Origin of the sequence: Bacillus sp. NMCC46 (genome assembly GCF_002998465.1) — a bacterium.
In the GTDB taxonomy this organism is placed as follows: Bacteria; Bacillota; Bacilli; order Bacillales; family Bacillaceae; genus Bacillus.
Genome location: NZ_PVQZ01000003.1, coordinates 83,444 through 106,775, shown reverse-complemented (window position 1 = coordinate 106,775; position 23,332 = coordinate 83,444). Strand labels below are relative to the sequence as shown.

Below are 23,332 nucleotides of genomic sequence, written 5' to 3'. Positions count from 1 at the left end.
CTCCTGAAGGAAGTTTTTATGTCAGATGAAACGGAGAAACGATACAAAATGGTACAAAAAAACCGTTAGCTTTTTTTCGCTAACGGCTCCACAATTCCTTTTTGTATCAACAGATGGAAAATGGATAAAATGACAGCCATCCAAATGGCCGTTCCAAACCCATCAATGTTAAAACTATCACCCATAAAGCTCGATGTCATCATCAATGTGATGGCATTAATCACAAACAAGAACAATCCTAGTGAAAGGACGGTTACTGGAAGCGTTAAAATGATCAAAAACGGCTTCACTAAAATATTGAGCAAGGATAAAATGATACTTGCGACAATGGCTGCCCCAAACCCTTCAATATATACGCTTCCGAGCCCTGGCAGAATGCCTGAATCAAAATATCCAGCAATGACGATTAAAAGTAATGCATTTACTAAAATACTGACGATCCATCTAAGCATTTATTTAGTGCCTTCTTCCGGAACAACAAAATACCAGATGAAGTAGACCAGGAAGATAGGCATAAATGCTGTCAAAAATCCGATGATGACTGTTAAAATGCGAAGCAGGGATGCATCGACACTTAAGTATTCGGCAAGTCCACCAACAACACCCGCTATTTTTTTATCTGTTGCTGAACGATAAAGCTTCTTCATGTAGAATCACTCCTTGTCTGATTGGTGCTTTACTTGAATTGAACCTGTTTTTGTTTCTGCAAAAATGGATATACTGTTCACTGCCTGTTGATTGGCTTTGATCATTTTCTCTTTTTGTAATGTTTCATTTTTCTCTTTAATCATCTCTGCATCAAGCAAATCATGAGAAATAGACCCAAGATTGCTTTTCAGTTCAGCGGTCACTGCACACGCACGCGGGATCTGGACGTCCACACTGCCTGTTGTCGTTTTCGCATAAATGGAACGGCACTTTTCATCCGACAGCTGAACAGCAATGTTTCCGTTAAAGCTTTGGGCATCAATTGATTCACTTTTCCCGCGCAGGTCAATGAGCCCATTGATGGTTTCTACTTCAATCATACCACACTCGTGATCCGCCAGTTTAATTTGTCCGTTTGCTGTTTCAATTCCGACCTTTTCTGCCTGTAACGAGGCAAAAGAGACAACACCATTGGTGGTTTTCGCAGCAAGTTCTTTTGTCTTTAGCTTTTCCCCGCGAATCGGACCATTAAACAGTTTAACCTTGATTTTATCGTATTGGATACGAGGTACATATAAAGTGACATTGACTTTCATCGTCTTCTTTTCGGTCCGTATAAAAAATTTATCCCCTTCCAGGCCGCAGTCCAATTGATTGAGAAATTGCTGTCTTGCCTGCTCTCCGTCCTCTGCACGGTAGATTTTCGCATGGCACTCTGCACGAATATCCCCATCGTCCCAAGGCATCACATTGAGACTGCCGTTCGACAATTGAATATCTAAATGAGAGAGCGTGGCGTCTTTGAACTGAAAAATGTGCTCAACGTCGACCGACTGTCCAAAGTTTAAATCAAGATCTACGTCTTTCACCTTTTTCACCGCAGAATCTAACCAGCCAAACAGCTTTGCACCAAGATTTTCAGTACCATTTCCTTTGCTCTCTGTGCCAGCTTTTTCTTCATGAAAGGTGTGATTAGCTGTAGACTTTTCTAATGAAACAGACTGACTTTCTTCTAGTTTTTCAAGCAGCGTAATCGCTTCTTTTGCCGATAATGTCCCGTCTTCTACTAATTTTAAAATGCGTTCTTTTTCATTCATACAAAGCCCTCCTACGATTTGATGGATTGAAGTACTTTAATACCTTGAATGATATTCCAAATGACAGAGATCAAAAAGCCAATGGCGACTAAAAAGGACAAGATGAGCATCGTGATCACTGGAATAAGTGAGTCACTTGCCTGTGTCGCCAATAAAAATGGGATAGATCCAAAAACCAGTATCACGCACGCTGCAACTGGCAAAAGGTGTGACCACAATGCCCGCATCGCGTGCCGTTTCGTTTCCTTTTGATCAACTACAAAATATGCCACGATCGGTACAATAAACGGCATAAAAAATACACTAAAATAACAAATAGATGCAATGATCGACTGATCTCTATTCATATATTCGCTCCTTCATGATGAAAATTCCTTTCTAACTCATACGTTTATTGCGTATCAAAAGTTTCAAAATCATTCGAATTACATATGACCTTAGACACAAATTATATCTTTTTGCACCTAAGTATAGATTCTTCACGGATTACCCTTTAAAATATGTTGAAAAGATGGTGATTATCATTATAGGGGGTAATTATTTTGACAGATCATCATAATACTAACCACACGGCTCAAACGCTTTTAGACCTTATACAGAAACAGAAAAGCATGAACAGCGATATGATCAGGGAGCTTGAGACCATTCATCCGTCTCATCCAAAGTATGGTGATATCCGTTATTTAAAAGTACTGCTCGACAGCAGCAGCACACATATTTTAAAGGATTTAACGCAACTCAGTCATTTAATGCCAAAGGAAGATGCGCAATAAAAGAAAACCCCTCTTAACGAGGGGTTTCAGCGTGTAGGCAAACCCTCGCATTCTTTGTCAGGACTGCGCGCTGGTGCTCCCGAATGTCAAATTCGCTCCGCGCCAGTGCTCATCCTTCCTAGACTTCAAAGTTTTTCTATCACACTGAAAAGAAGACAAAGGGCTAAAATAAACATCATTTTAGCCCTTTGTCAACAATCTGAAACCCCTCTTAACGAGGGTTTTTTTATGATGAAGTTACACTTTCTGTTTCTTTGACCAACTGTTTCATTCGTTCACGGTCACGTTCTAAAATAGGCTTCAAGTATCGACCAGTGTAAGAAGCTTCTTCTTTTGCAATCTGCTCAGGAGTCCCAGATGCAATGATCGTTCCGCCGCCTGCACCGCCCTCTGGTCCGAGATCAACGAGGTAATCAGCAGCCTTGATAATATCAAGGTTATGCTCAATCACTAGTACCGTATCTCCGTTTTCGACCAAACGCTGAAGCACTTTTAATAAACGGGCAATATCATCCACATGCAGACCTGTTGTCGGCTCGTCTAAAATATAAAGAGACCTTCCGTTTGAACGGCGGTGAAGCTCAGATGCTAATTTCACACGCTGCGCCTCTCCCCCGGACAATGTCGTCGCAGGCTGTCCAAGTGTAATGTATCCTAGCCCAACATCAAAAATCGTTTGAAGCTTCCGCTTAATTTTCGGGATATTCTCGAAAAATTGGAGTGCGTCCTCCACAGTCATTTCAAGGACATCGGCAATGTTTTTCCCTTTATATGTGACCTCAAGTGTCTCGCGGTTATAACGTTTCCCGTGGCACACCTCACAAGGCACATACACATCAGGTAAAAAGTGCATTTCGATTTTAATAATGCCATCTCCACGACACGCCTCACAGCGTCCGCCTTTGACGTTAAAGCTGAATCTGCCTTTTTTATAGCCTCGTATCTTTGCTTCATTGGTTTGTGCAAACACATCCCGCACATCATCAAATACGCCTGTATACGTAGCTGGATTGGATCTCGGCGTACGGCCGATTGGAGATTGATCAATATCAATCACCTTATCTAAGTGATCCATTCCTTTGATCTCTTTGTGCTGTCCTGGCTTCGCCTTCGCTCTGTGCAGTTTTTGCGCAAGTGATTTTAATAGAATTTCATTCACAAGCGTACTTTTCCCTGAGCCGGACACACCGGTCACAGCTGTAAAGACGCCTAGAGGAAACTTCGCATTGACGTTTTTGAGGTTGTTTTCTTTTGCACCTTTGATCTCAATGTAGCGGCCGTCAGGCTTTCTTCTTTCGATCGGCAGCGGAATAAATTTCTCACCCGATAAATATTGTCCTGTTAAAGATTTCTTGTCCTTCATGACTTCTTCCGGCGTCCCAGCTGAAATCACTTCTCCTCCATGAACTCCTGCTCCAGGTCCAATATCAATCAAATAATCAGCGGCCAGCATCGTATCCTCATCATGCTCTACGACAATGAGGGTGTTCCCGATGTCACGCATGTTTTTCAATGTCCCGATCAACCGGTCATTATCACGCTGATGCAGACCAATGGATGGTTCATCTAATATATAAAGAACACCTGTCAGCCTTGACCCGATTTGAGTCGCCAGACGAATCCGCTGCGCCTCTCCGCCGGATAGTGTGCCCGCTGACCGGCTCAATGTGAGGTAATCTAATCCCACATTATTTAAGAAAGACAAGCGTTCTTTGATTTCACGTAAAATGAGCTGGGCAATCTGCAAATCTTTCTCAGACAACTCGATTTCACCATATAAATCAAGGGCATCAGAGACAGACAAATCAGTGATTTCTCCGATATGTTTTCCATTGATCAGAACCGCAAGCGTTTCTTTTTTCAGACGATATCCTTTACATGTCGGACATGGCTGATTAGCCATATATTTTTCCATTTGCTCACGAATATAATCAGAGCTGGTTTCCTTATAGCGTCTCTCAATGTTACGAAGAACGCCTTCAAATTCAATTTCATTTTCACGTACCTGACCAAAATCATTTTCATATTTAAAATAAATCCGTTCAGAGCCGCTGCCATATAAAATTTTATCAAATAAATGCGACGGTATATCCTTCACTGGAATGTCCATGTCGATGCCGTAATGTGTACATACTGCCTCAAGAAGCTGAGGATAGTATTGTGAGCTTTGCGGCTCCCATGGGGCAATAGCATGCTGTCGTAACGTCAAATCCTTATTAGGGATGACGAGCTCAGGGTCAACTTCTAGTTTAGAGCCAAGCCCGTCACAGCTCGGGCAGGCACCGAAAGGACTATTAAATGAAAACATTCTCGGCTCAAGCTCACCAATAGAGAATCCGCAGTGCGGACAAGCATGATGTTCACTGAATAACAGCTCTTCTTGTCCAATCACGTCAATCATCACACGGCCTTCACCTAGTCGCAGCGCCGTTTCAAGGGAGTCAGACAGCCGAGCCGCAACGCCTTCCTTCACCACGATTCGGTCAATCACGACTTCAATGGAATGCTTCTTGTTCTTTTCAAGCTCGATCTCTTCTGACAGATCTTCCATCTCTCCGTCGACTCTTACTCGAACATAGCCCTGCTTTCGAATTTGATCAAGTACTTTGACATGTGTTCCTTTGCGACCAGATACAACCGGAGCAAGCACTTGCAATTTCGTTCTTTCTGGATATTCTAAAATACGATCTGTCATCTGCTCAATCGTTTGGGACGTAATTTCAATCCCATGTATCGGACAAATAGGTTTCCCGACTCGAGCATACAAGAGACGTAAATAATCATAGATTTCAGTAACGGTTCCAACCGTTGATCTAGGGTTCCGGCTCGTCGTCTTCTGGTCAATACTAATCGCCGGAGAAAGACCTTCAATGGCATCTACATCCGGTTTATCCATTTGACCGAGAAATTGGCGCGCATACGCTGAAAGAGATTCAACGTATCGGCGCTGACCCTCTGCATAAATGGTATCAAAGGCAAGAGACGATTTTCCTGAACCAGATAAACCCGTGATGACCACTAGCTGGTCACGCGGGATATTCACATCAATATTTTTAAGGTTGTGGGCTCTAGCACCTTTCACCTCTATTCGTTCCATAGCCATCAGGCAATCATCCTTCCGCTTTTAGCTCTAGCAATAGATCTCTTAATTCTGCTGCTTTTTCAAAATCAAGCGCTTTTGCTGCATCTTTCATTTCCATCTCGACCTTTTCGATCACTTTTTCTCGTTCTTTTTTGCTCATTTTTGACAGCTTTGGTGCTGCATTTGTTTCATATTCTTCCGATTCCTCATGTATCTTTGTTGCCTTAATGGCATCTCTGATTTTCTTATGGATGGTTTGCGGAGTAATCCCAAATTTCTCATTATACGCCTCTTGCTGCTCTCGTCTGCGCTTCGTTTCTTGAATCGCAATATCCATTGATTTGGTCATTTTATCTGCATACATAATGACCCGGCCTTCTGAATTTCTCGCTGCACGGCCAATCGTCTGGATGAGGGATCTTTCAGAGCGTAAAAAGCCTTCTTTATCCGCATCTAAAATCGTCACGAGCGACACCTCTGGAATATCCAGTCCTTCACGAAGAAGGTTGATTCCCACAAGCACATCATATTTTCCGAGACGTAAATCTCGAATAATCTCAATCCGCTCAAGGGTTTTAATTTCTGAATGCAGATAATTGACCTTGATTCCGATCTCTTTTAAGTAATCTGTGAGATCCTCAGACATTTTCTTCGTCAGCGTAGTCACGAGCACACGCTCATTTTTCTCAATCCGCGCATGAATTTCTCCAATTAAGTCATCAATTTGACCTTCAATCGGACGCACTTCAATGATTGGATCAAGTAAACCTGTTGGACGAATAATTTGTTCTACAACCTCTGGGGTTTTCTCAAGCTCATAAGGACCAGGAGTGGCAGATACATGCACAATATGGTTGATATGCTTTTCAAACTCATCAAAGGTGAGCGGTCTGTTATCAAGTGCTGAAGGCAGACGGAATCCGTGATCAACCAACACTTGCTTTCTTGCTTGGTCCCCGTTGTACATCGCGCGGATTTGCGGGATCGTCACGTGTGACTCATCGACAACAATCATAAAATCATCTGGGAAATAATCAAGCAATGTGTAAGGTGTTGAACCAGGAGGGCGCAAGGTCAGATGCCTTGAGTAGTTCTCGATTCCTGAACAAAAGCCCATTTCTCTCATCATCTCAAGGTCATATCTTGTCCGCTGCTCAAGGCGCTGCGCTTCTAGCAATTTTCCATTATCTCGAAGCTTTTCGAGCTGCTCCTCAAGCTCTTGTTCAATATTAATAATTGCTTTTTCCATTTTTTCTTCTCTTGTGACGAAGTGAGATGCTGGGAAAATAGCCACATGTTCACGATCACCGAGTATTTCTCCAGTCAATGCATCCACTTCACGAATACGTTCAATTTCATCACCGAAAAACTCCACTCTGATACAATGCTCATCACGTGAAGCAGGAAAAATTTCAACGACGTCTCCTCGTACTCTGAAGGTTCCGCGCTGAAAATCTATATCATTACGAGAATACTGAATGTCCACCAGCTTACGAAGAAGCTGATTGCGTTCAATCTCCATTTCAGTACGTAAAGACAGCACAAGCTCTCGGTATTCCTCTGGCGAACCTAAGCCATAAATACAGGACACACTGGCAATGATGATGACATCTCTCCGCTCAAATAACGAGGACGTAGCGGAGTGTCTCAGCTTATCAATCTCATCATTGATGCTGGCATCCTTTTCAATAAATGTATCAGTCTGGGGCACATACGCCTCTGGCTGGTAATAATCATAGTAACTCACAAAATATTCGACAGCATTATTCGGAAAGAATTCCTTGAACTCGCTGTATAGCTGACCGGCAAGTGTCTTGTTATGCGCAATGACAAGTGTCGGTTTGTTCACTTCTTTGATCAGGTTGGATACAGTAAAGGTCTTTCCCGTACCTGTAGCACCTAACAGCGTTTGATGCTGTTTCCCCTGATGGATCCCCTCAACAAGCTTTTCAATCGCCTTCGGCTGATCTCCTTGGGGCTGATAGTTAGAAACTAATTCAAAGCGGTCACTCACATCAAAGCCTCCGTTTCGTTACGAAATCTATCTAATGAATATATTATCATAAAAGAACACAAAAATACGAACTAAAGTTCGGCTCTTGCTTGATTTTTATTTCCAATACAGTCATACCCTCTCTTCAATGGCAAATAACCCTCTTACGAAAACCTTCCTTTCAGTATGGAACATTTTGGTGAGAGATATTCGATGAGCAGAAAAAGAGCACAAAAAGAAAGCTGCACTCACTAGAATTCGTAAGCACAGCTTAAAAAACGTCACCTTTCGGCCTATCACGCTCTTAATGATGACATCAATGATGTTTTTCAGCCTTTTCTCTTTTTTCAATTTCTTTTTTAGCCATATATAATGCCCCAGCTACTAAAGAAATTATATCTAATCCCACAATAAAGTAGGTTTCTGTATAGCCCTTCATGTACGAGGCAAATAAAAGCGCTGCTGTTAATGCAATGCCCACATAATGATTATAAGTAACCTTTGAAAATAAAATAACGAGCAGGAAAGGAAAAACAAGTGCAAATATGGCTTTTGTAATCACAAAAACCCTCCCTCTTCTTGGTCTACTTCCTTGATTATAGTAAAGATTGGCATATTGAACAATTCACAGTTTTCAATTTCACCTATTTTTCTTTCTGTTCGGAGACTTTTGATATAGATATGGAAGGAAATTAGTGAGAATGTCCCCTTTGTAAAGATAGGTCTTTCCGTCTTTGACAGTAACATCCAATAAATCCTATGATTAAAATGATAGTGCGCACTATCATTTTAAAAACTATAGAGAGACATACAAACCATTGGCTATTTGGATAAGGGGGCATTCCCATGTATTCAGTTTTATTTCATGCGGCTGAAGAATCCGCAGCACTCGCAGGGGCAAAAGGCTTGAATTTAATTAAATTAAACAATCACGGACTGCCAGTCCCAGATGGATTTATTATCAAAACCAACAGCTTTTCCAGCTTTCTTTCATATCACAACCTGCATCCAACTGAACAAAACCTTGCTCACAAAATCAAAGAAGCATCGTTTCCTTCTCAAATGGAAGCAGAACTCCTTGCGTCCTTTCAATCATTGCGGAAGACTTATCCCTCAGTTGCAGTTCGATCCTCTTCTGTTGCTGAAGATCTCGAAGGCGCCTCATTTGCAGGACAGTACGAGACCTATTTAAATATCAAAACAAATGAAGAATTCCTACAGGCTGTCAAAGAATGCTGGTCTTCTTATTTTGCAGCGAGAGTGACAGAATATAAGGAAGAGATGGATGAAAACGGGGAAGAGATGCCGCTCATGGCTGTTGTCGTGCAAGGATTGATCCATTCTGACGTCTCCGGAGTCATCTTTAGTGAGAATCCCGTATCGGGAAAAACAAATGAAATGATGCTGACAGCAAGCTACGGACTAGGAGAAGCAATCGTCTCCGGGCTTGTGACACCAGACACATTTATTGTAAACAAAGAGACACTTTCTATTGAAAAATCACTTGGAACGAAAGAGCTGCAAATTGTTCCTTATCAAGAGGGTGTCATAGAACAAGCAGTAACGGAGGAAATGGCTGGGCAATTTTGCCTGAATGATGATCAATTAGAAGAAATGACGCAAATCACCAAACAAGTAGAAGCACTTTATGGACATGGAGTCGATATCGAATTTGGAATAACAAATGGCACATTTTATTTACTTCAAGCCAGGCCGATTACCGCAGCTCTCCCAAAAGCAGCAGATGAAACAGCAGGTGTTTCTTTTCAAATGCAGCCAGATGAGCTGCAGGATTTCTGGATCTCAATGGACGATCATATGCCGGGCCCAACAAGTCCTCTCTTCTCAAGTCTGATCATCCCAGCATTAAAAAGCGGAATGAAGAAAAATGGTGAAAAATATCAAGTACCTGATCTGAATATTAAAAATATCAAGCTTTATAGAGGCCACCTGTACTCAGCACCGTCACTGCCTGAAGCGAGTGCAGAAGCTGCGCCAGTTTTTGATGAGCGCATATTTGAGTTATTTCCGCATTTAAGTGAACGTATGTATGAGATTTTAGAGAAAAATTTCTTTCCCTTTTACGAAAAACTCGATCGCCAAATGAAGGAACCTATGACCATTGAAGAAGCCATCATCGGCTTCGAAGAATTAAAGGCTTTTTATATACAAGCCTACGATGATCATTTTGATATTGTCATACCACAAGTTATTCTATCGGCTATGATCGAAGACATGCTTGTGACATATACTGGTGATCAAACACAAGTGGTCCTGCTGCATGAGATGTTGATAGGCGTGATGAACAAATCTCTTGAAACAGACAAGAAGCTTTCTGATTTTGCAAAGAGTGTCCTTCAAGATCCTGAACTTCATCAAGCATTTATGAACAATGAAAAGAACCCAGAGCTGCTTGATGCACTCAATCACTCGGAAAAAGGCAGACACTTCATTTTGGAATTAGAGGATTTTCTTCAAGTCTATGGCTGGCGATCTGTTAAAAGTCATGACCTTACGGAAGAGACATGGGTGGAAAACCCTGAGTTTATTTTAGATATCATCAGAAACAACATTCAGTCCCAATGTGATTTTGATGAAGAATTTGTACAAGCCGTCATCAAAAGACAAGAGACATATGAACATTTTATGAGCCAAGTGAAGGATGAAGCGTTTAAAACAAAATTTGAGACACTTTATCAATTTGCCCTACAGGCCGCTAATATCCGTGATGATCATCACTTCTACATTGATGCCATGTTAGATGCTAAAGCCAGGGTATATCTATTAAAAATTGGTGAACTTCTTGTACAAAAAGGAGCGATTCCCCATCAAGAAGATCTATGGTATCTCTACGATGAGGAGGTACACACAGCGCTCACAACGTCTACAACATTCGACACGGTCATCGCACAAAGAAAAATTGAAATGAAAGAAAATGAAGCCATTCAACCACCAGCTTATATGGGCACCCCCACTGAAGCTGAATTGCAGCAAGTGGAAAGAATGCTCGGTTCATTAAGAGAAAATGAAAATAACACAAACGATATGATCTATGGAATTGGCGCATCTAGCGGTATTGTTTCTGGAAGAGTAAAAGTCATTACATGTGCTGAGGAATTCTCACAATTTCAAAAGGATGATGTTTTAGTTTGCAAAACAACCACACCTTTATGGACGAGCTTATTTAGAGATGCAAAAGCCGTCATAACCGATGCTGGCGGCATTTTGTCTCATTCAGCTATTATCGCTAGAGAGTATATGATGCCAGCTGTCCTAGGTACCCGAATAGCGACTGAAACACTTCAATCCGGTGACCTTGTGACAGTAGATGGTAGCAATGGACGCATTCAGATATTAAAACAGCATTCACGTGTCTAACTTTATCGTTTTGGGTCATATTGGCGGTCATAGGTTTTATCGGTATACTTACTTTGTTGCAAACACATTCATAACCTGAGGTGAGTATGCTTGTTAAAATCTACAAATCAACGAATCATTCGCGCAACAATGGATTTATTAACTGAAAAGGGCTATCAAAAAACCACAACCAAAGAAATAGCCACAAAAGCGAATGTCAGTGAAGCGACTATTTTCCGCAACTTTAAAAACAAACGCGGCGTCATTACTGCCATTATGAAAATGAAATCGACACCGACGAAAACCTTAGAAGCAGAATTTAAAGGCGATTTATACACCGATTTAAAGTTTCTCGGTTCCTATTTCCTTGAAGATTTAACTTCAAAAAAAGAATTTATTTATATCAGCATGCGAGAACCAGCTATGTTTAAAGATTTGACCAGTCATGAAAAAATTTATCCTCAAGAACTAAGGGAAATGCTGATACAATATTTCAAAAAGATGAGTGCTCAGCATCATGTCTTAAAAGGAAAAGAAGACATTTATGCAGACATTTTCATTAGTACGTATTTCGGTTTTTTTATTCAGCAGCTAGAGCAAGACTTCCAACTCGTTTTAACACAAAAAGATGATTTTATTGAGACATACACACACATTTTCATGAGAGGAATTTCTCCCGTTTAAAGGGTGGAATTCTTCTTTTTTACAAAAGGTGGTATACACATTGAGGTTACAAAAAGAGAGCTTGATCATCTATTCTTTGTTACTTGGAGCTATACTAGTTCCGGTCAACTCAACGATGATCGCAGTCGCTCTATCATCCATATCAACTTATTATGATCAATCCATTTCAAACATTACTTGGGTTGTCACGATTTATCTTATTGTCATGGCGGTCACTCAGCCTATCGCTGGTAAGTTAGGAGATATATACGGACACCGCCGCATGTATTTAACCGGAGTGACACTCTTTTTAATCGGCTCGATTGGCTGTGCTTTAGCACCTAACCTAGCATTTCTCATCATCTTTCGATCCATTCAAGCAGCTGGCGGGGCTATTTTAACACCGAATAGCATTGCATTGATTCGTGCAACAGTATCACCCGAAAAACTGTCTAAAACAATGGGTTACTTTGGATTTGGTGCTGGTATTGGTGCTGCACTTGGGCCTTTTATTGGATCGATTCTCATTCAGAGTTTTGATTGGCATTCCATATTCTTAGTGAATATCCCATTTCTGTTTCTTACACTTGTCACCGGTATTTTACTCATTCCAAACATAAAGCATACACGCCTACAAGCAAGGGTAGATATCATCGGTTCATTTTATTTAACCATCGGAATTGCCACAATCATTCTATGCACAAAAAGCCAGTTACTAAATGAATATTTAATTTATGGCATTTTAGCATTGATTGTGATTCCTTTATTCTTTAAACATGTACGGAAAGTAAAGAATCCGATCATCGATTTGTCCCTATTTAAAAACAGTTCATTTACAAATGCGAATCTGTCGATCATGCTAAGTAATTTTGTCATGTACGCCATCCTTCTTATTATGCCGCTGTTTATGGAACAACAACTTGCCCTTTCTCATACACAAGGCGGTATGATTCTATCGGTATTTTCGCTTTGTATGTCTCTTAGCGGTTTGCTAGGGGCTAGACTTCATCCGAAAAAAGGCGCGAAAAAAATGATTCGCTTTTCATTTCTCTGCCTCACTTTATCAGGCATCATGTTAATTACATTGAGTCAGTACCCCTCCTTACCACTGCTAATCGTGACACTAATCGCAGGTGGAATTTCATCAGGGATTGGTATGACCAGTATGCAGATGGCTTCTTTAACTGCTGTTGATCAAAGCTTATCTGGTTCGGCATCTGGTATTTTCTCTACCTTTCGATACTTTGGCAGTATCATTTCATCGACATTGATTGGTATCATGAGTGGTTTCCAATCTTTATTTATTGTATTAATGGGCGCAGGAATCCTTGGTTTCCTTTTATCTCAACGCGTCAAAACAAGTTCCACCTCTCCATCATCGGGGCATTCCGCCTAATGACTCCCTGCGCTCTATGTTGATTTAGAGCGGGGGAGTTTTCATCATTTGTATCACTGTAAGCTAGAGCGGGTACAGTAATCAAATATTGAAAATCCTTTTTTAAAGATGAAAAAAAGCCATATGACTAGACAAAAAAGGAACTTTCGATCGAAATTGTCCCCGTTCACCCACCTAAAAGCTGTTTTTCATCTCTTCCAGTACTGATAACTTCGATTTTTTTTCACAATTTTTGTGGTATGCTTTTTGAAAATATAGGACGCAAAGGAGCGGAAGAATGGAACGTGCAAAATATGTTTTGATCTGTTTATCAGCTCTAATATTATTCCTGTCAGGCTGTGGCAAAGACCAGCAATTTAATCCACCTGGCAGCTCTCAATCGATCGCGGTCATCTCTCAATTAAAAAAAGCTTCCTTTTCAATAGTTGATTTACAAAAGAATAAAATGATCTCTTCCGTTGATTTAAAACATCCGCTCACTGACCTTATCCAAATCAACAAAGACGTCATCATTGCAACAAGTAAAGAAGGAGAATCGCTTATCGAAATTAATTTAAAAAAAGGTACAGCAACAGATTATATGGATGTGAATAAAGGGCTGACTTCTCTTACATATGATGCAGCTTCTCACACCTTAATTGCAGCGGATACACAGAAAAATGTCGTTTATTTTATTGATACGCAGCGTAAAAAAATAAAAGCAACTGTGAAGACCGGAAAGTTACCTTCTTCTATGACATTTTCTTCTTCAGGTACTTTATTTGTTTTAAATGCAGAAAGTCATACTGTCTCCGTCATAGATATTGAGAAGCAAAAACATATACGTACGTTCTCTGTACTTGAACGGCCTTCTGGTATTCATTTTGATGGAAAGTCCATTTGGGTCGGTGGACACGGTAAACAAGGTACCTTAAATAAAAGCATTTTTTCTTACGACCCAAAAACAGGTAAAAAGCAGCGAGAAATGAAACTAGGCGTTATGCCCGTTGCATTCTTTTCAGAGAAAAATTCTTCTACTTTATATGTACTTTGTCATGGAGATCATACGCTGTACAAAGTAGATACAGAGACAAATAAGCAGCTTGCTTCTGTTGAAACTGGTCAAAACCCGAATTATATCACCGCTGATACCACATCAATATATGTGAGTAACTTAGATGACAATTCAGTATCAATTATCGATAAACATACATTCATGATGAAAAATCGACTGAATGTCCCATCAGGACCTTATGCTATCGTGTTGGAGGAAAAGAAATGAAAGAACAAATGCATATTTTAATCGTAGACGATGAGTTCGATATGCTTGAGTTAATCGGATCCTTTTTAAAGAGACAAGGCTTTCACATCATCACAGCTAATAATGGAATGGATGCCTTACGCCAGCTTGAAAAGGAACCCGTTGACCTTGTTGTACTGGATATCATGATGCCTGATATGGATGGATTTGAAGTCTGCCAGCGTATTCGGCAAACATCTCAAATCCCCATTTTATTCTTAACAGCTAGAAGTAATGAGGAGGATCGAATTAGAGGTCTAGAAATTGGTGCGGATGACTACATCATGAAGCCTTTCAGTCTACGTGAGCTTGCAGCAAGAATTGAAACAACCTTGAGACGAATTAGAGGTCTTTCGCTAAAGCGCAGCCGAATACAGATTGGCAACATGGAGATTGATCAGGATGGCAGACAAGTCTATATCCATCAGGAGCCCATTAATTTAACTAGAAGAGAATTCGATTTACTCATGTTTCTTTTACTCAATCAAGGCCAAGTGTTTTCACGAGAACAGCTCTATCAAAAATTGTGGGAATCACATTCCACGAGCGGCTCTTTACGAACAGTCGATACACATATCAAAACGCTGCGACTGAAATTAAAGGGAGCGGAACGGCATATTAAAACCGTTTGGGGTGTCGGCTATAAGTTTGAGGAGGAAGAATGAAGCCTTTATCGATTAAAAAGAAAGTGCTCTTCTTAATCCTTGTAGTGACCGGAATCGTTGCTGCCTCAGCTCTTGCCCTTACCTATTACTTATACCAGCACTTATATATTGATAAACAGATCGATTCCTTAAGTTTACAAGGTAAAAAGCTGGCACAAATCTATCATAAACACGGGAAAGATACGTATTTTACCGATAGAATAAAATGGGCAAACGACTCAAGTCAGGCGAACATTATTTTTACAGATGACCCAATGGAGCTTTCAAGTGGTCTTCCTTTTGATACGAACACAAATGATAATCTCATTACGTTCAAGGAACGCCAAAAGCTCCTTCAAGGGGAAACCGTCGTGCTGATTAGAGAACACTCACAGTTTCATCAAGATATTCTTGGCATCGCCATCCCTGTTTTCTCAAGCAAAGATGAGCTATCGGGGGCAATTTTTCTATCCATGCCCTTATCGGATGTGTATGAACCCTTTGTCCAAATCAGATTGACACTTGGCATATCCATTTTATTGATCCTGCTCCTGATTTTCTTTATCGGATATAAAAGCTCCAATAAAGTCGTGCGGACAATTAATCAAATGAAAGAAATTGCTATGGAAATGGAATCTGGTGATTTTTCAAAACGTATGGCAGTGACCAAAAATGGAGATGAGTTAAACCAGCTGAGCCGCTCCTTTAACAAACTGTCTTCTACCCTTGAAAAAGTTGAGCAGCACCGCAGGGAATTTCTTGCGAATGTCTCTCACGAACTTCGGACTCCGCTAAGTTATATGAAAGGATATGCTGAAGGAATTGAAGAAGGGATCATTGATCAAAAAAAAGGAATGCACATCATCCAGGATGAGGCCGCACGTTTAAGCCGGCTTGTGCACGATCTTTTAGACCTTGCGCAGCTAGAAGGTGATTCTTATCCACTAACGATGGAGCCAATTGTCTTTGCACAGCTGATTCATGACGTTCTTGATCAAATGGCATTTATCGCTAATCAAAAAGGCATTTATCTGAAACGAACACTTGATGAGGATTGTATTGTGTATGGCGATAGCGATCGGCTGCAACAAGTGGTTCGTAATTTACTGGACAATGCCATTCATTACACTCCCTCTGGAAAATCGATCTCGATTGAATTACTAGTTCACCAGCATATGGCTGAATTGAGAGTGACAGATGAGGGCAACGGCATTCCAAAAGAAGACCTTCCACATGTTTCTGAGCGATTTTACCGAGTAAATAAGGCACGTACGAGAAAAGATGGCGGCTCCGGTCTTGGACTAGCCATTGTCTATCAAATCATGAAAAAACATCATGGCACGTTCGATATTCAATCTGAGCCAGGATGCAGTACGACAGCCATCATTCAGCTGCCAAATACTCCGATCGATGAAGACCTGCCTACGACATAACAAATTCGATTTTAAAGGTAGGGTCATTCGCTTGATCCATATATACGCATCAGTCGTCTAAATTCGAACAGCTATTTTCAGCCCCTTTTTGATCATCTACTTTTATGCATCAATTCCTTTCAAAAGGAGAGTCGATTGCTTCAGTTCAAACAATAAAACTACATTAAAAAAGCGTGCCAGACCTTCTTCAAAAGTCCTGCACGCTTTTAAATTAAACAACTGTTTCAAACCGCTTTCTATTGATGAAGAAAGAAAGAGTGATGATGAGATAGATACCCATTGTGACCAAGGTTTGGACGATCGGAGTTGTTGATACTACGCCAATAAAAATGGCAATGATCGCAATGACAGAAAACCATGTCGTGAAAGGATACAGCTTGACGCGATATCCTCCTGGTGCTGTTACGCTTCGAGACTTTAGATGCCCGACAGCAATAATAAACCAGATGAATAAGACTGTGTAGCTTAAAGATCCCATTAAATAATTAAAGGTTTGACTTCCTACAAAAAGAGAGATTAATACGGCTGCATACAAAGTAGATGTACATACTAGAATCGCTCTGACTGGCACCTGCTGTTTCGACAGCTTAGAAAAACCCTTCCATACACGGCCATCCATCGCCTGTGTAAATAGTACCCTTGAAGAAGCATACAGACCAGAGTTCATAGAAGACAAGATCGCTAGTAAAATAATCCCGTTCATGATATCACTTGCATATGGCACACCAATCGTTGCAAACACCGTGACGAATGGACTCACTTGCTCATTGTTTACTTGATTCCAAGGAATCAAGCTGACGATGATGAAGAACGGAAGTACATAAAAACCGATGATTCGTACAAATGTACTTTGAATGGCCTTTGGGATGACTTTTTCAGGGTTTTTTGTTTCTGCTAATGTGACCCCAATCATTTCAGTTCCCCCATATGAATACACGACCACCAGCATTGCCGCAATTAAGCCGCCCGTTCCATTCGGGAAAAATCCCCCGTGGTCGGTTAAGTTGGATAATCCCGGTGCTGCATGCTGTCCGAATGAGACAAACAGCATCGTTAACCCAATGATAATAAATAAAAGAATGACAGCAATTTTTATAGAGGCTAACCAGTATTCTGTCTCAGCAAACATTTTGACTGAACAAACATTGATCAATGTCACAACAAGTGAAATGATTAACACAAGTGTCCATATTGGTACTTGCGGGAACCAGTACTGAATAAAGATTGCAGACACGATCGCTTCTGCTGCAATGTTCAGCACCCACATTTTCCAATAGATCCAGTCTAAGAAATAGGCGGGGTATTTGCCTAACACAGGTTCAATTAAATCACGAAATGTTCTAGCGCCAGGTCGTGCAACCGTCATTTCGGCAAGTCCTTGCATAATAAATAATAAAATAAGACCACCAATCATATATGCCAAAATGACAGCAGGACCAGCGATATCAATGGCAGAACTGCTTCCTTTAAACAGACCAGCACCGATGGCACCGCCAAGTGCGAGCATCATGATATGCCTTGACGTCATTGTTCGTTTTAACTGCACATGTTCCTTTTCCATTTTCTATAGCTCCTTTAAATTTGAATCTTCAGACAAATATAAGATAAAAGCATATAAAAAGGCCAGTCATCTCCTTGAAGAGACGACTGACCTTGCAACCGCGTTACCACTCTTATTGATTCAGACATAGCTGAATCCAACTTGAAACCCGATAACGGAGGTCACACGTAAAGACTTACTATTCATTCAGTCTTGCCGCTCCTTGAGCGAGTTCAATGATTCGTTTTACTGCGTTGCACCACCCCGCAGCTCTCTTAGAAAACGGATATTCATTTACTATTCTCAAGTCAAAGCGTTTTATAGTCAATTTGTCTATTTATCAAAGATTTTATTTTTTAAATATACTGACTAACCACGCAATTGTCAACAGCCTTTTTCAGACATTTTCTTTTAACGAATCCAAACGGCTACTTCATCCATCGGACGACGCGTTTTGCCGCGCTTTGGCTCAATGACTCGATACCCAAAGGCTGCCATGACAGAGATGTCGTACTGACCATCTTCAAGTAATTCTTCTTCCTCAAGAATACGATGAATCTCATCGTAGCTGAATCCCTCAACAGGGCATGAATCAATGCCGATTTGTGCCGCGGCTGTCATCATATTTCCAAGGGCAATATACGTTTGTTTGGAAGCCCAATCGAAGAGCGTACGGTCATTTTCCATCAAATGAAGATCATTCTCTTGGAATTCTTTGTAGCGTTCTTTTACCATTTCAAACGTTTCGTCTGTCATTCCCTTGATTTCCTTGTTGATGTATTCTGCATATGCTGAATCATACCGGGCGTCTGTTCTTGCCAAAATGATCACAAAATGGCTGGCAGTTGGAAGCTGCTTTTGCGCACCCCATGTATATTCTTTTAATTTCTCTCTAAATGCTTCATTTTGAACGACGAGAAATTTCCAAGGCTCAAACCCGACAGAGCTTGGGGAGAGTCTTCCTGTTTCTAAAATGAACGCAAAGTCATCTTCTGGAATCTTTTTCGTCGGGTCAAACTCTTTTGTCGCATGACGGAATTCATACGCCTCAATGATTTCTTTTTTTAATTGCTCTTTGTCTCGCATGGTATTCATCCTTTCTAGTGAACGATTAGGGTGAGAAGTTTCATCAATCCAATTTCTTTCCATTCCCATATAGAAATTGTTATGATAATAAAACAAACAGCCCGAATGTGTGATGTGATATCTCTATGGTAAAAGAAAAGCTTCCATTGATTCAAGTACGCACATTTTTGTTCGTTAGGTACAAATAGATGTTTCGTATGCAAACTTTTATTCTCGTTTTAAAAAACGTTGTTCTAGCAACCTTCTTAAACATTACACAAGAACAAACGTTTGCAAACAAATGCAGATGAAAGCATTCATTTGGGGGAAGTTTGGGGGAGTATTGGGGGAGTTTTTTTATAATGGACAGACGTAAAAGGAGCGCAAAATGAACATAAACAAAATAAGATCATTCCTTTATAAAACATCTAAATACCTGGGGGACGTCAATGCCGTTCAAAAAGGTACTATCGGAAAACGTATCATGCGACGTGCTGCGGGTAAAGCATCCGGCAAGCTAATGAAAAAGATATTCAAATAAGATAGTTCACGGTGGTGATTTCATGAATGATCTTGAGAGGAAGCTATACAGGATCATATATAATATGAGCAGGTTTCGCAAGAACCCCACAATGGAGGACTTAAAAATAAAAACAGGAAAAGACGAACAATCCATTAGAAAAGCCGTAAAAAATCTTATGTCAAGAAATGAACTGACTTGGGATAAAGAGAAAAGAGAATGGCGGTTCTAATTATATTGCTTTATATGGGATATTTAGTAAAATGAATTTAATATATTACGGCTACAGGAGGAGAAACATGATTAGTGTAAAACCGTGTGGAGACAATACTTTTTCTTATATTCTAGAAACACTCGATAAAGCAACAGGGAAAAGAAAAAGGATTGTTCGAAAAGGGTTTGCTTCAAAAAACGAAGCAATGAAAGCAGCAGAAGCAAAGGCAAAAGAATTGTAGATTCACGGATTTTCAATCTGAAAAATAATGTTCAAATAAAAAAAGAAGCCCCCGAAAAGGGCTTTTTTCTAATGGAATTTATCATAACCGATACTTGATGTGTGTCCTCTGATAGCTTCTTCATGGTTTTGTGAAAAGGCGAAATAACCAAGCGTGCTCAAAGTGCCAATAATGATGAGGGTTGCTACTACTGACTTAAATTTCATAAAGGCAATCGCTCCTTTTTATTAATTGTTGGAAGTAAAGAACCTTCTCATAGAAGTTCGACGCCTTGTCTTTATCTCCTACTGTTTTATATCTTCTTGCCGCATCTTTCGATAATTCTTCAAGAATTGCATACATTCCTCTTTCGGTTAAATATTCGGTATCACTCAACACTTTATCATAATCTTCCTTCACATAAAGCGCCCTATAGAATGTGAACACTTTAAGCATAACATCATCATTTAATTTTTCAGCCAATTCGATTCCCTGGTTGAGGGCATATAACCCTAAATCGTTTTCCTTCTCATGAAAATATGACCTTACAAGCACACTTAAAGGATCAAGTATTCTGTTAAAATGCTCATATCCTCGTTCTTTAAAAGCATTGATTGAATCATTTAAATATTTTATTGCAGCAGCTATTTCATCATTGTGAAAATAGCTTAATCCTAAGTTATACAGCGCTGATCCTACTAATCTTTTGGTGTCGCTTTCCGTTGCTTTTTCTAGTGCGTGTTCAAAATGAGGCTTTGCTTTTTCGGGGCAACCCATATCAATATAATTTAATCCAATGACAAAGGAACACTGTATCTGTCTAACAGTATAAGTTTCTTTTTCTCGATAACATTCTATTGCTTGGGCTATATGATGCATGGACATGTGGTTTTGTTTCATGTGGTAATAGATTTCAGCCATCTTGTAATTGAACTCGGCACGTTCAATATCATCACTTACAAGAGACAGCTTTTTTTCTGCTCGTTTGTAGAAGGTAATGGCGTTGAGGTATTCATAATTTTCGATTTCATACATTCCATAGAAAAAATTAAAATAATAATCAAGCAATCCTGTCAATTTCTCTTGATCTTTTTTAATCTTTATTGCTAATTCTCTAAAGTTAGCACGCTCTTTTCCATTTTCCAATGGATTCAAATAATCCAACATTAATTTATGTCGGAATTCCATGAGTGAGAAATATAATAATAAATCCTGGTTTTCCTCCATATCATCGAGCAAAGATTTTATTTCTTCTTTATATGCTTCGGCGTCCGGCACGTTAAATCTTTGAATATGGTAATACCATTCATTGATTTTCATACCGACATGAGAAGAAAGCACTTTCTCCATAAGACCCTACCCCTTCCTTTACATTCCCTATAATGACATATATTATCATTTTCGAAATATTTCCACACCGAAAAGAAACCGCAAATTTTGTCTACATATGAAAATGACAAAAAGTCGAATTTTGGTTAAATCGAAGTGGAATTGACTAAATTAAGGAAATTTTAAGGTAATTCGGCTTGTCCTCCGTTCCTTTTATATGTACATTTGTAATTAAATACAATGGAAGTAGGTGGTAAATAGATAGCCCTAAGACCACTTTTCGGGCATTTCCTCCAAAAAATTCATTAGCTTAGGCTCATGGATTTCTGAAATTGCAAATTGAATGAAATCTATATCGTCAGTGCCGGGGAAACAAAATAATTGAATACTATATTTTGAAGTGTTTTCACCTAGTAAACTTGCTATTTTCAAAGCAATATCTACATTTTTATAATCAACTCGGAAAATTATTTTCCCCCCGGAAGTGTGAAAGTCTTGAATTGCATTTTCAGTTTCTTTTTCTCGGTTCACCATTAAGTTGAGAAAAGTCTTGAATTTGTCCGCATGTTTAATCATCTTTGTTTATTACCTCCTAAGTTTTCTATGAATTATAACTCAAAAATAATTTGTAAGGAAGTGTAAATAGTGTTTAAAAAATTAATCAGTTCTGTTTTAGTTTCTGTTCTAGCTTTAACCGTTTTTTCAAGTTCCGTTTCAGCAAGTGAGTCAGAAGTCGTTTTTGGTGGAAAATATGATTCTGTTATAAAGACATTGCCTAACACCTCAATAAGCGAACTTGCTTTACAAAAGAAAGCAGGGGAAGTTTCCACTAACACAACACAATGGGGACCGGGTGGAACGGCTTCATTAAGTGTAACTGGCGATCGTAGGCATATTTATTGGAGTGTCAAACCTAATGCAAAAGGACCGTGGGTTTTTCATGGTAAGTTAAAGTTAAGATACAAAAGTGGTTATAAAAGAGACGTTCCTATTCGAGGCTTTGGAGCTCCCCTTGGTGGTTTTTCAAGTGTAGTAGATATTAATAAAAACAAAGGCGGAAAAGTTTATCTTACTGGAAGCGCTGAAGATTCCTTTGGAGATAGATTCCCTGTATTACCTGGTTTCTTTGTAAGTTTTTAATATAGTTTTATACCAAAAAAGCCCCTATCCATTAAGGACAGGGGTTTAATTGTTATCATTTTCTATAGTCTCATGTCTATAGATTTTTATTTTAATAGCCTTTCGAGGGCTGCTTTCGTCTTCGGTCCATAAATGCCATCAGCAACAAGACCATGCATCAATTGGAATCGTTTGACCGCATCCGCTGTTTTCGGTCCGTAATAGCCATCAATGCCATTGTTTTTTGCTCCTTTGTCCGGGTAGTAGTAAACCGCCGCTAGGGCTTGCTGTACGGCTTTTACTGCTGATCCCTTTGTAAGAGGCTTTGTCACTTTTAAAATGCCTGTTGGCAAGCCATATGACTTTTTAGAAGGCTTGGAAGCTGCTGTTTTGGATGGTTCTGCTTTTGTTGGTTTAGCAGACGGCTTTTTATTTGTGTTAGCAACGGCGATCCCGGCTTTGAAGCTGTCCCAACGATTAAGCAACCTGCGGGGACATTCTTTCCCACTCCAATGCTTATGCGGTACAACGTTTGCCAATGTAATGCCTTGTTCCTGCATTAATTGGCGAATCAACCATTGAGCATTTTCGATCGCCTTCTCAAAATCTCCGTCAGCATTTTCACAAATTTCAATGCCGATTGACTTCATATTGCCCGTTCCTCTGCCGTCCCCTGCGTGCCAACCGTTTTCGTTTAATGGTAAATGCTGATAGATACAATTTTCATCCACAGTGTAGTGCCAGCTAACGGCTGTACTAGATCGTTTAACAAAAGCTGCGTGACTTGCTGCGTTTGCCCCTTTTGCTGTATTGGCTGTGTTGTGGACCGTAATATATAAAGGCTTCATATAGTTGCCTGGTCGATTGTTATTCCCTTTTGAAATGAAGTCTTGAATGATTTTTACCATTGTTCATCGTCTCCTTAAAATTGTTTTTCAGTATTAAAAAAGCCGCCTGGGG

Annotated in this window: 22 protein-coding genes and 1 other annotated feature; of the genes, 10 read left to right on the top strand and 12 right to left on the bottom strand. The window is 40.0% G+C overall.

What is annotated here, in order from left to right:
* Window positions 1-65: 65 nt before the first annotated feature.
* Genes C6Y01_RS10095 through C6Y01_RS10080 form a run of 4 tightly spaced genes read right to left on the bottom strand, consistent with a single transcriptional unit; the run spans window position 66 to window position 2,092 of the window.
* The gene (locus C6Y01_RS10095; protein ID WP_024423577.1) at window positions 66-452 is read right to left on the bottom strand and encodes a phage holin family protein; all 387 of its coding nucleotides are present in this window, start codon (window positions 450-452) and stop codon (window positions 66-68) included.
* Window positions 453-647 (bottom strand): PspC domain-containing protein, encoded by a 195-nt coding sequence (locus tag C6Y01_RS10090; RefSeq protein WP_034660102.1) that lies wholly within the window; start codon window positions 645-647, stop codon window positions 453-455.
* 6 nt (window positions 648-653) lie between these two features.
* On the bottom strand, window positions 654-1,745 hold the full coding sequence (locus C6Y01_RS10085) for a DUF4097 family beta strand repeat-containing protein (protein WP_034660104.1): 1,092 nt from the start codon (window positions 1,743-1,745) through the stop codon (window positions 654-656).
* A gap of 11 nt (window positions 1,746-1,756) precedes the next feature.
* Entirely contained in the window at window positions 1,757-2,092 is a 336-nt protein-coding gene (locus C6Y01_RS10080; RefSeq protein WP_034660105.1) for a magnetosome magnetite crystal formation protein family, read from the bottom strand.
* A 195-nt stretch (window positions 2,093-2,287) separates the two neighbouring features.
* Here C6Y01_RS10080 and C6Y01_RS10075 point away from each other — a divergent pair, with 195 nt between their 5' ends.
* Window positions 2,288-2,518: a hypothetical protein gene (locus tag C6Y01_RS10075; protein ID WP_034660106.1), complete on the top strand. Its 231-nt coding sequence runs from the start codon at window positions 2,288-2,290 to the stop codon at window positions 2,516-2,518.
* Between the two features lie 226 nt (window positions 2,519-2,744).
* Here the strand turns inward: C6Y01_RS10075 and uvrA are convergent, their stop codons facing one another.
* The 3 genes from uvrA to C6Y01_RS10055 all read right to left on the bottom strand — a co-directional run bounded on the left by uvrA (window position 2,745) and on the right by C6Y01_RS10055 (window position 8,155).
* Window positions 2,745-5,621, bottom strand: a complete 2,877-nt coding sequence (gene uvrA / locus C6Y01_RS10065; protein WP_034660108.1) for an excinuclease ABC subunit UvrA — start codon at window positions 5,619-5,621, stop codon at window positions 2,745-2,747.
* A gap of 7 nt (window positions 5,622-5,628) precedes the next feature.
* On the bottom strand, window positions 5,629-7,614 hold the full coding sequence (uvrB, locus tag C6Y01_RS10060) for an excinuclease ABC subunit UvrB (protein WP_034660110.1): 1,986 nt from the start codon (window positions 7,612-7,614) through the stop codon (window positions 5,629-5,631).
* 295 nt (window positions 7,615-7,909) lie between these two features.
* Window positions 7,910-8,155: a CsbA family protein gene (locus C6Y01_RS10055; protein ID WP_012011392.1), complete on the bottom strand. Its 246-nt coding sequence runs from the start codon at window positions 8,153-8,155 to the stop codon at window positions 7,910-7,912.
* Between the two features lie 284 nt (window positions 8,156-8,439).
* Between C6Y01_RS10055 and C6Y01_RS10045 the strand changes: the two genes are divergently transcribed.
* The 6 genes from C6Y01_RS10045 (at window position 8,440) to C6Y01_RS10020 (ending at window position 16,365) form a co-directional block, all read left to right on the top strand.
* Window positions 8,440-10,971 (top strand): PEP/pyruvate-binding domain-containing protein, encoded by a 2,532-nt coding sequence (locus C6Y01_RS10045; RefSeq protein WP_106038161.1) that lies wholly within the window; start codon window positions 8,440-8,442, stop codon window positions 10,969-10,971.
* A gap of 90 nt (window positions 10,972-11,061) precedes the next feature.
* Window positions 11,062-11,634: a TetR/AcrR family transcriptional regulator gene (locus C6Y01_RS10040; protein ID WP_034660115.1), complete on the top strand. Its 573-nt coding sequence runs from the start codon at window positions 11,062-11,064 to the stop codon at window positions 11,632-11,634.
* A 40-nt stretch (window positions 11,635-11,674) separates the two neighbouring features.
* Window positions 11,675-13,009, top strand: coding sequence for an MFS transporter (locus tag C6Y01_RS10035; protein ID WP_095285737.1), 1,335 nt, complete (start codon window positions 11,675-11,677; stop codon window positions 13,007-13,009).
* Window positions 13,010-13,286: 277 nt separating this feature from the next.
* On the top strand, window positions 13,287-14,270 hold the full coding sequence (locus C6Y01_RS10030; RefSeq protein ID WP_034660118.1) for a YncE family protein: 984 nt from the start codon (window positions 13,287-13,289) through the stop codon (window positions 14,268-14,270).
* A complete protein-coding gene (locus tag C6Y01_RS10025; RefSeq protein WP_034660119.1) occupies window positions 14,267-14,953 on the top strand; it encodes a response regulator transcription factor in 687 nt (228 codons plus the stop codon). Before C6Y01_RS10030 ends, C6Y01_RS10025 begins: the two co-directional genes overlap by 4 nt.
* On the top strand, window positions 14,950-16,365 hold the full coding sequence (locus C6Y01_RS10020; RefSeq protein ID WP_095285736.1) for a HAMP domain-containing sensor histidine kinase: 1,416 nt from the start codon (window positions 14,950-14,952) through the stop codon (window positions 16,363-16,365). The genes C6Y01_RS10025 and C6Y01_RS10020 overlap by 4 nt, the downstream gene beginning before the upstream one ends.
* 211 nt (window positions 16,366-16,576) lie before the next feature.
* On the opposite strand, the gene C6Y01_RS10015 is transcribed toward C6Y01_RS10020, so the two are convergent.
* Complete coding sequence (locus C6Y01_RS10015; RefSeq protein WP_034660121.1) at window positions 16,577-17,926, bottom strand: amino acid permease; 1,350 nt, start codon at window positions 17,924-17,926, stop codon at window positions 16,577-16,579.
* Between the two features lie 75 nt (window positions 17,927-18,001).
* Window positions 18,002-18,226: a binding site (T-box leader), on the bottom strand.
* Window positions 18,227-18,316: 90 nt separating this feature from the next.
* Window positions 18,317-18,991 (bottom strand): NAD(P)H-dependent oxidoreductase, encoded by a 675-nt coding sequence (locus C6Y01_RS10010; RefSeq protein WP_106038160.1) that lies wholly within the window; start codon window positions 18,989-18,991, stop codon window positions 18,317-18,319.
* 542 nt (window positions 18,992-19,533) lie between these two features.
* Here C6Y01_RS10010 and C6Y01_RS19090 point away from each other — a divergent pair.
* Window positions 19,534-19,722, top strand: a complete 189-nt coding sequence (locus C6Y01_RS19090; protein WP_106038159.1) for a hypothetical protein — start codon at window positions 19,534-19,536, stop codon at window positions 19,720-19,722.
* A gap of 67 nt (window positions 19,723-19,789) precedes the next feature.
* The gene (locus C6Y01_RS10000; RefSeq protein WP_189318695.1) at window positions 19,790-19,945 is read left to right on the top strand and encodes an Arm DNA-binding domain-containing protein; all 156 of its coding nucleotides are present in this window, start codon (window positions 19,790-19,792) and stop codon (window positions 19,943-19,945) included.
* Between the two features lie 195 nt (window positions 19,946-20,140).
* Here the strand turns inward: C6Y01_RS10000 and C6Y01_RS09995 are convergent, their stop codons facing one another.
* Complete coding sequence (locus C6Y01_RS09995; protein WP_106038157.1) at window positions 20,141-21,274, bottom strand: Rap family tetratricopeptide repeat protein; 1,134 nt, start codon at window positions 21,272-21,274, stop codon at window positions 20,141-20,143.
* A 246-nt stretch (window positions 21,275-21,520) separates the two neighbouring features.
* The gene (locus C6Y01_RS09990) at window positions 21,521-21,829 is read right to left on the bottom strand and encodes a hypothetical protein (protein WP_106038156.1); all 309 of its coding nucleotides are present in this window, start codon (window positions 21,827-21,829) and stop codon (window positions 21,521-21,523) included.
* 69 nt (window positions 21,830-21,898) lie between these two features.
* On the opposite strand from C6Y01_RS09990, the gene C6Y01_RS09985 reads away from it, so the two are divergent.
* On the top strand, window positions 21,899-22,393 hold the full coding sequence (locus tag C6Y01_RS09985; RefSeq protein ID WP_106038155.1) for a hypothetical protein: 495 nt from the start codon (window positions 21,899-21,901) through the stop codon (window positions 22,391-22,393).
* A gap of 86 nt (window positions 22,394-22,479) precedes the next feature.
* On the opposite strand, the gene C6Y01_RS09980 is transcribed toward C6Y01_RS09985, so the two are convergent.
* Window positions 22,480-23,280 carry a peptidoglycan recognition protein family protein gene (locus C6Y01_RS09980; protein WP_106038154.1) on the bottom strand — a complete coding sequence of 267 codons (801 nt, stop codon included), beginning with the start codon at window positions 23,278-23,280 and terminating at the stop codon, window positions 22,480-22,482.
* Window positions 23,281-23,332: the final 52 nt, after the last annotated feature.

Excerpts from the sequence above, each read along its gene's own strand:
- C6Y01_RS10095 (WP_024423577.1), bottom strand. The coding sequence starts at position 452 with ATGCTTAGATGGATCGTCAGTATTTTAGTAAATGCATTACTTTTAATC.
- C6Y01_RS10090 (WP_034660102.1), bottom strand. The coding sequence starts at position 647 with ATGAAGAAGCTTTATCGTTCAGCAACAGATAAAAAAATAGCGGGTGTT.
- C6Y01_RS10085 (WP_034660104.1), bottom strand. The coding sequence starts at position 1,745 with ATGAATGAAAAAGAACGCATTTTAAAATTAGTAGAAGACGGGACATTA.
- C6Y01_RS10080 (WP_034660105.1), bottom strand. The coding sequence starts at position 2,092 with ATGAATAGAGATCAGTCGATCATTGCATCTATTTGTTATTTTAGTGTA.
- uvrA (WP_034660108.1), bottom strand. The coding sequence starts at position 5,621 with ATGGCTATGGAACGAATAGAGGTGAAAGGTGCTAGAGCCCACAACCTT.
- C6Y01_RS10045 (WP_106038161.1), top strand. The coding sequence starts at position 8,440 with ATGTATTCAGTTTTATTTCATGCGGCTGAAGAATCCGCAGCACTCGCA.
- C6Y01_RS10030 (WP_034660118.1), top strand. The coding sequence starts at position 13,287 with ATGGAACGTGCAAAATATGTTTTGATCTGTTTATCAGCTCTAATATTA.
- C6Y01_RS10025 (WP_034660119.1), top strand. The coding sequence starts at position 14,267 with ATGAAAGAACAAATGCATATTTTAATCGTAGACGATGAGTTCGATATG.
- C6Y01_RS10020 (WP_095285736.1), top strand. The coding sequence starts at position 14,950 with ATGAAGCCTTTATCGATTAAAAAGAAAGTGCTCTTCTTAATCCTTGTA.
- C6Y01_RS10015 (WP_034660121.1), bottom strand. The coding sequence starts at position 17,926 with ATGGAAAAGGAACATGTGCAGTTAAAACGAACAATGACGTCAAGGCAT.
- C6Y01_RS10010 (WP_106038160.1), bottom strand. The coding sequence starts at position 18,991 with ATGCGAGACAAAGAGCAATTAAAAAAAGAAATCATTGAGGCGTATGAA.
- C6Y01_RS19090 (WP_106038159.1), top strand. The coding sequence starts at position 19,534 with ATGAATGATCTTGAGAGGAAGCTATACAGGATCATATATAATATGAGC.
- C6Y01_RS10000 (WP_189318695.1), top strand. The coding sequence starts at position 19,790 with ATGATTAGTGTAAAACCGTGTGGAGACAATACTTTTTCTTATATTCTA.
- C6Y01_RS09995 (WP_106038157.1), bottom strand. The coding sequence starts at position 21,274 with ATGGAGAAAGTGCTTTCTTCTCATGTCGGTATGAAAATCAATGAATGG.
- C6Y01_RS09990 (WP_106038156.1), bottom strand. The coding sequence starts at position 21,829 with ATGATTAAACATGCGGACAAATTCAAGACTTTTCTCAACTTAATGGTG.
- C6Y01_RS09980 (WP_106038154.1), bottom strand. The coding sequence starts at position 23,280 with ATGGTAAAAATCATTCAAGACTTCATTTCAAAAGGGAATAACAATCGA.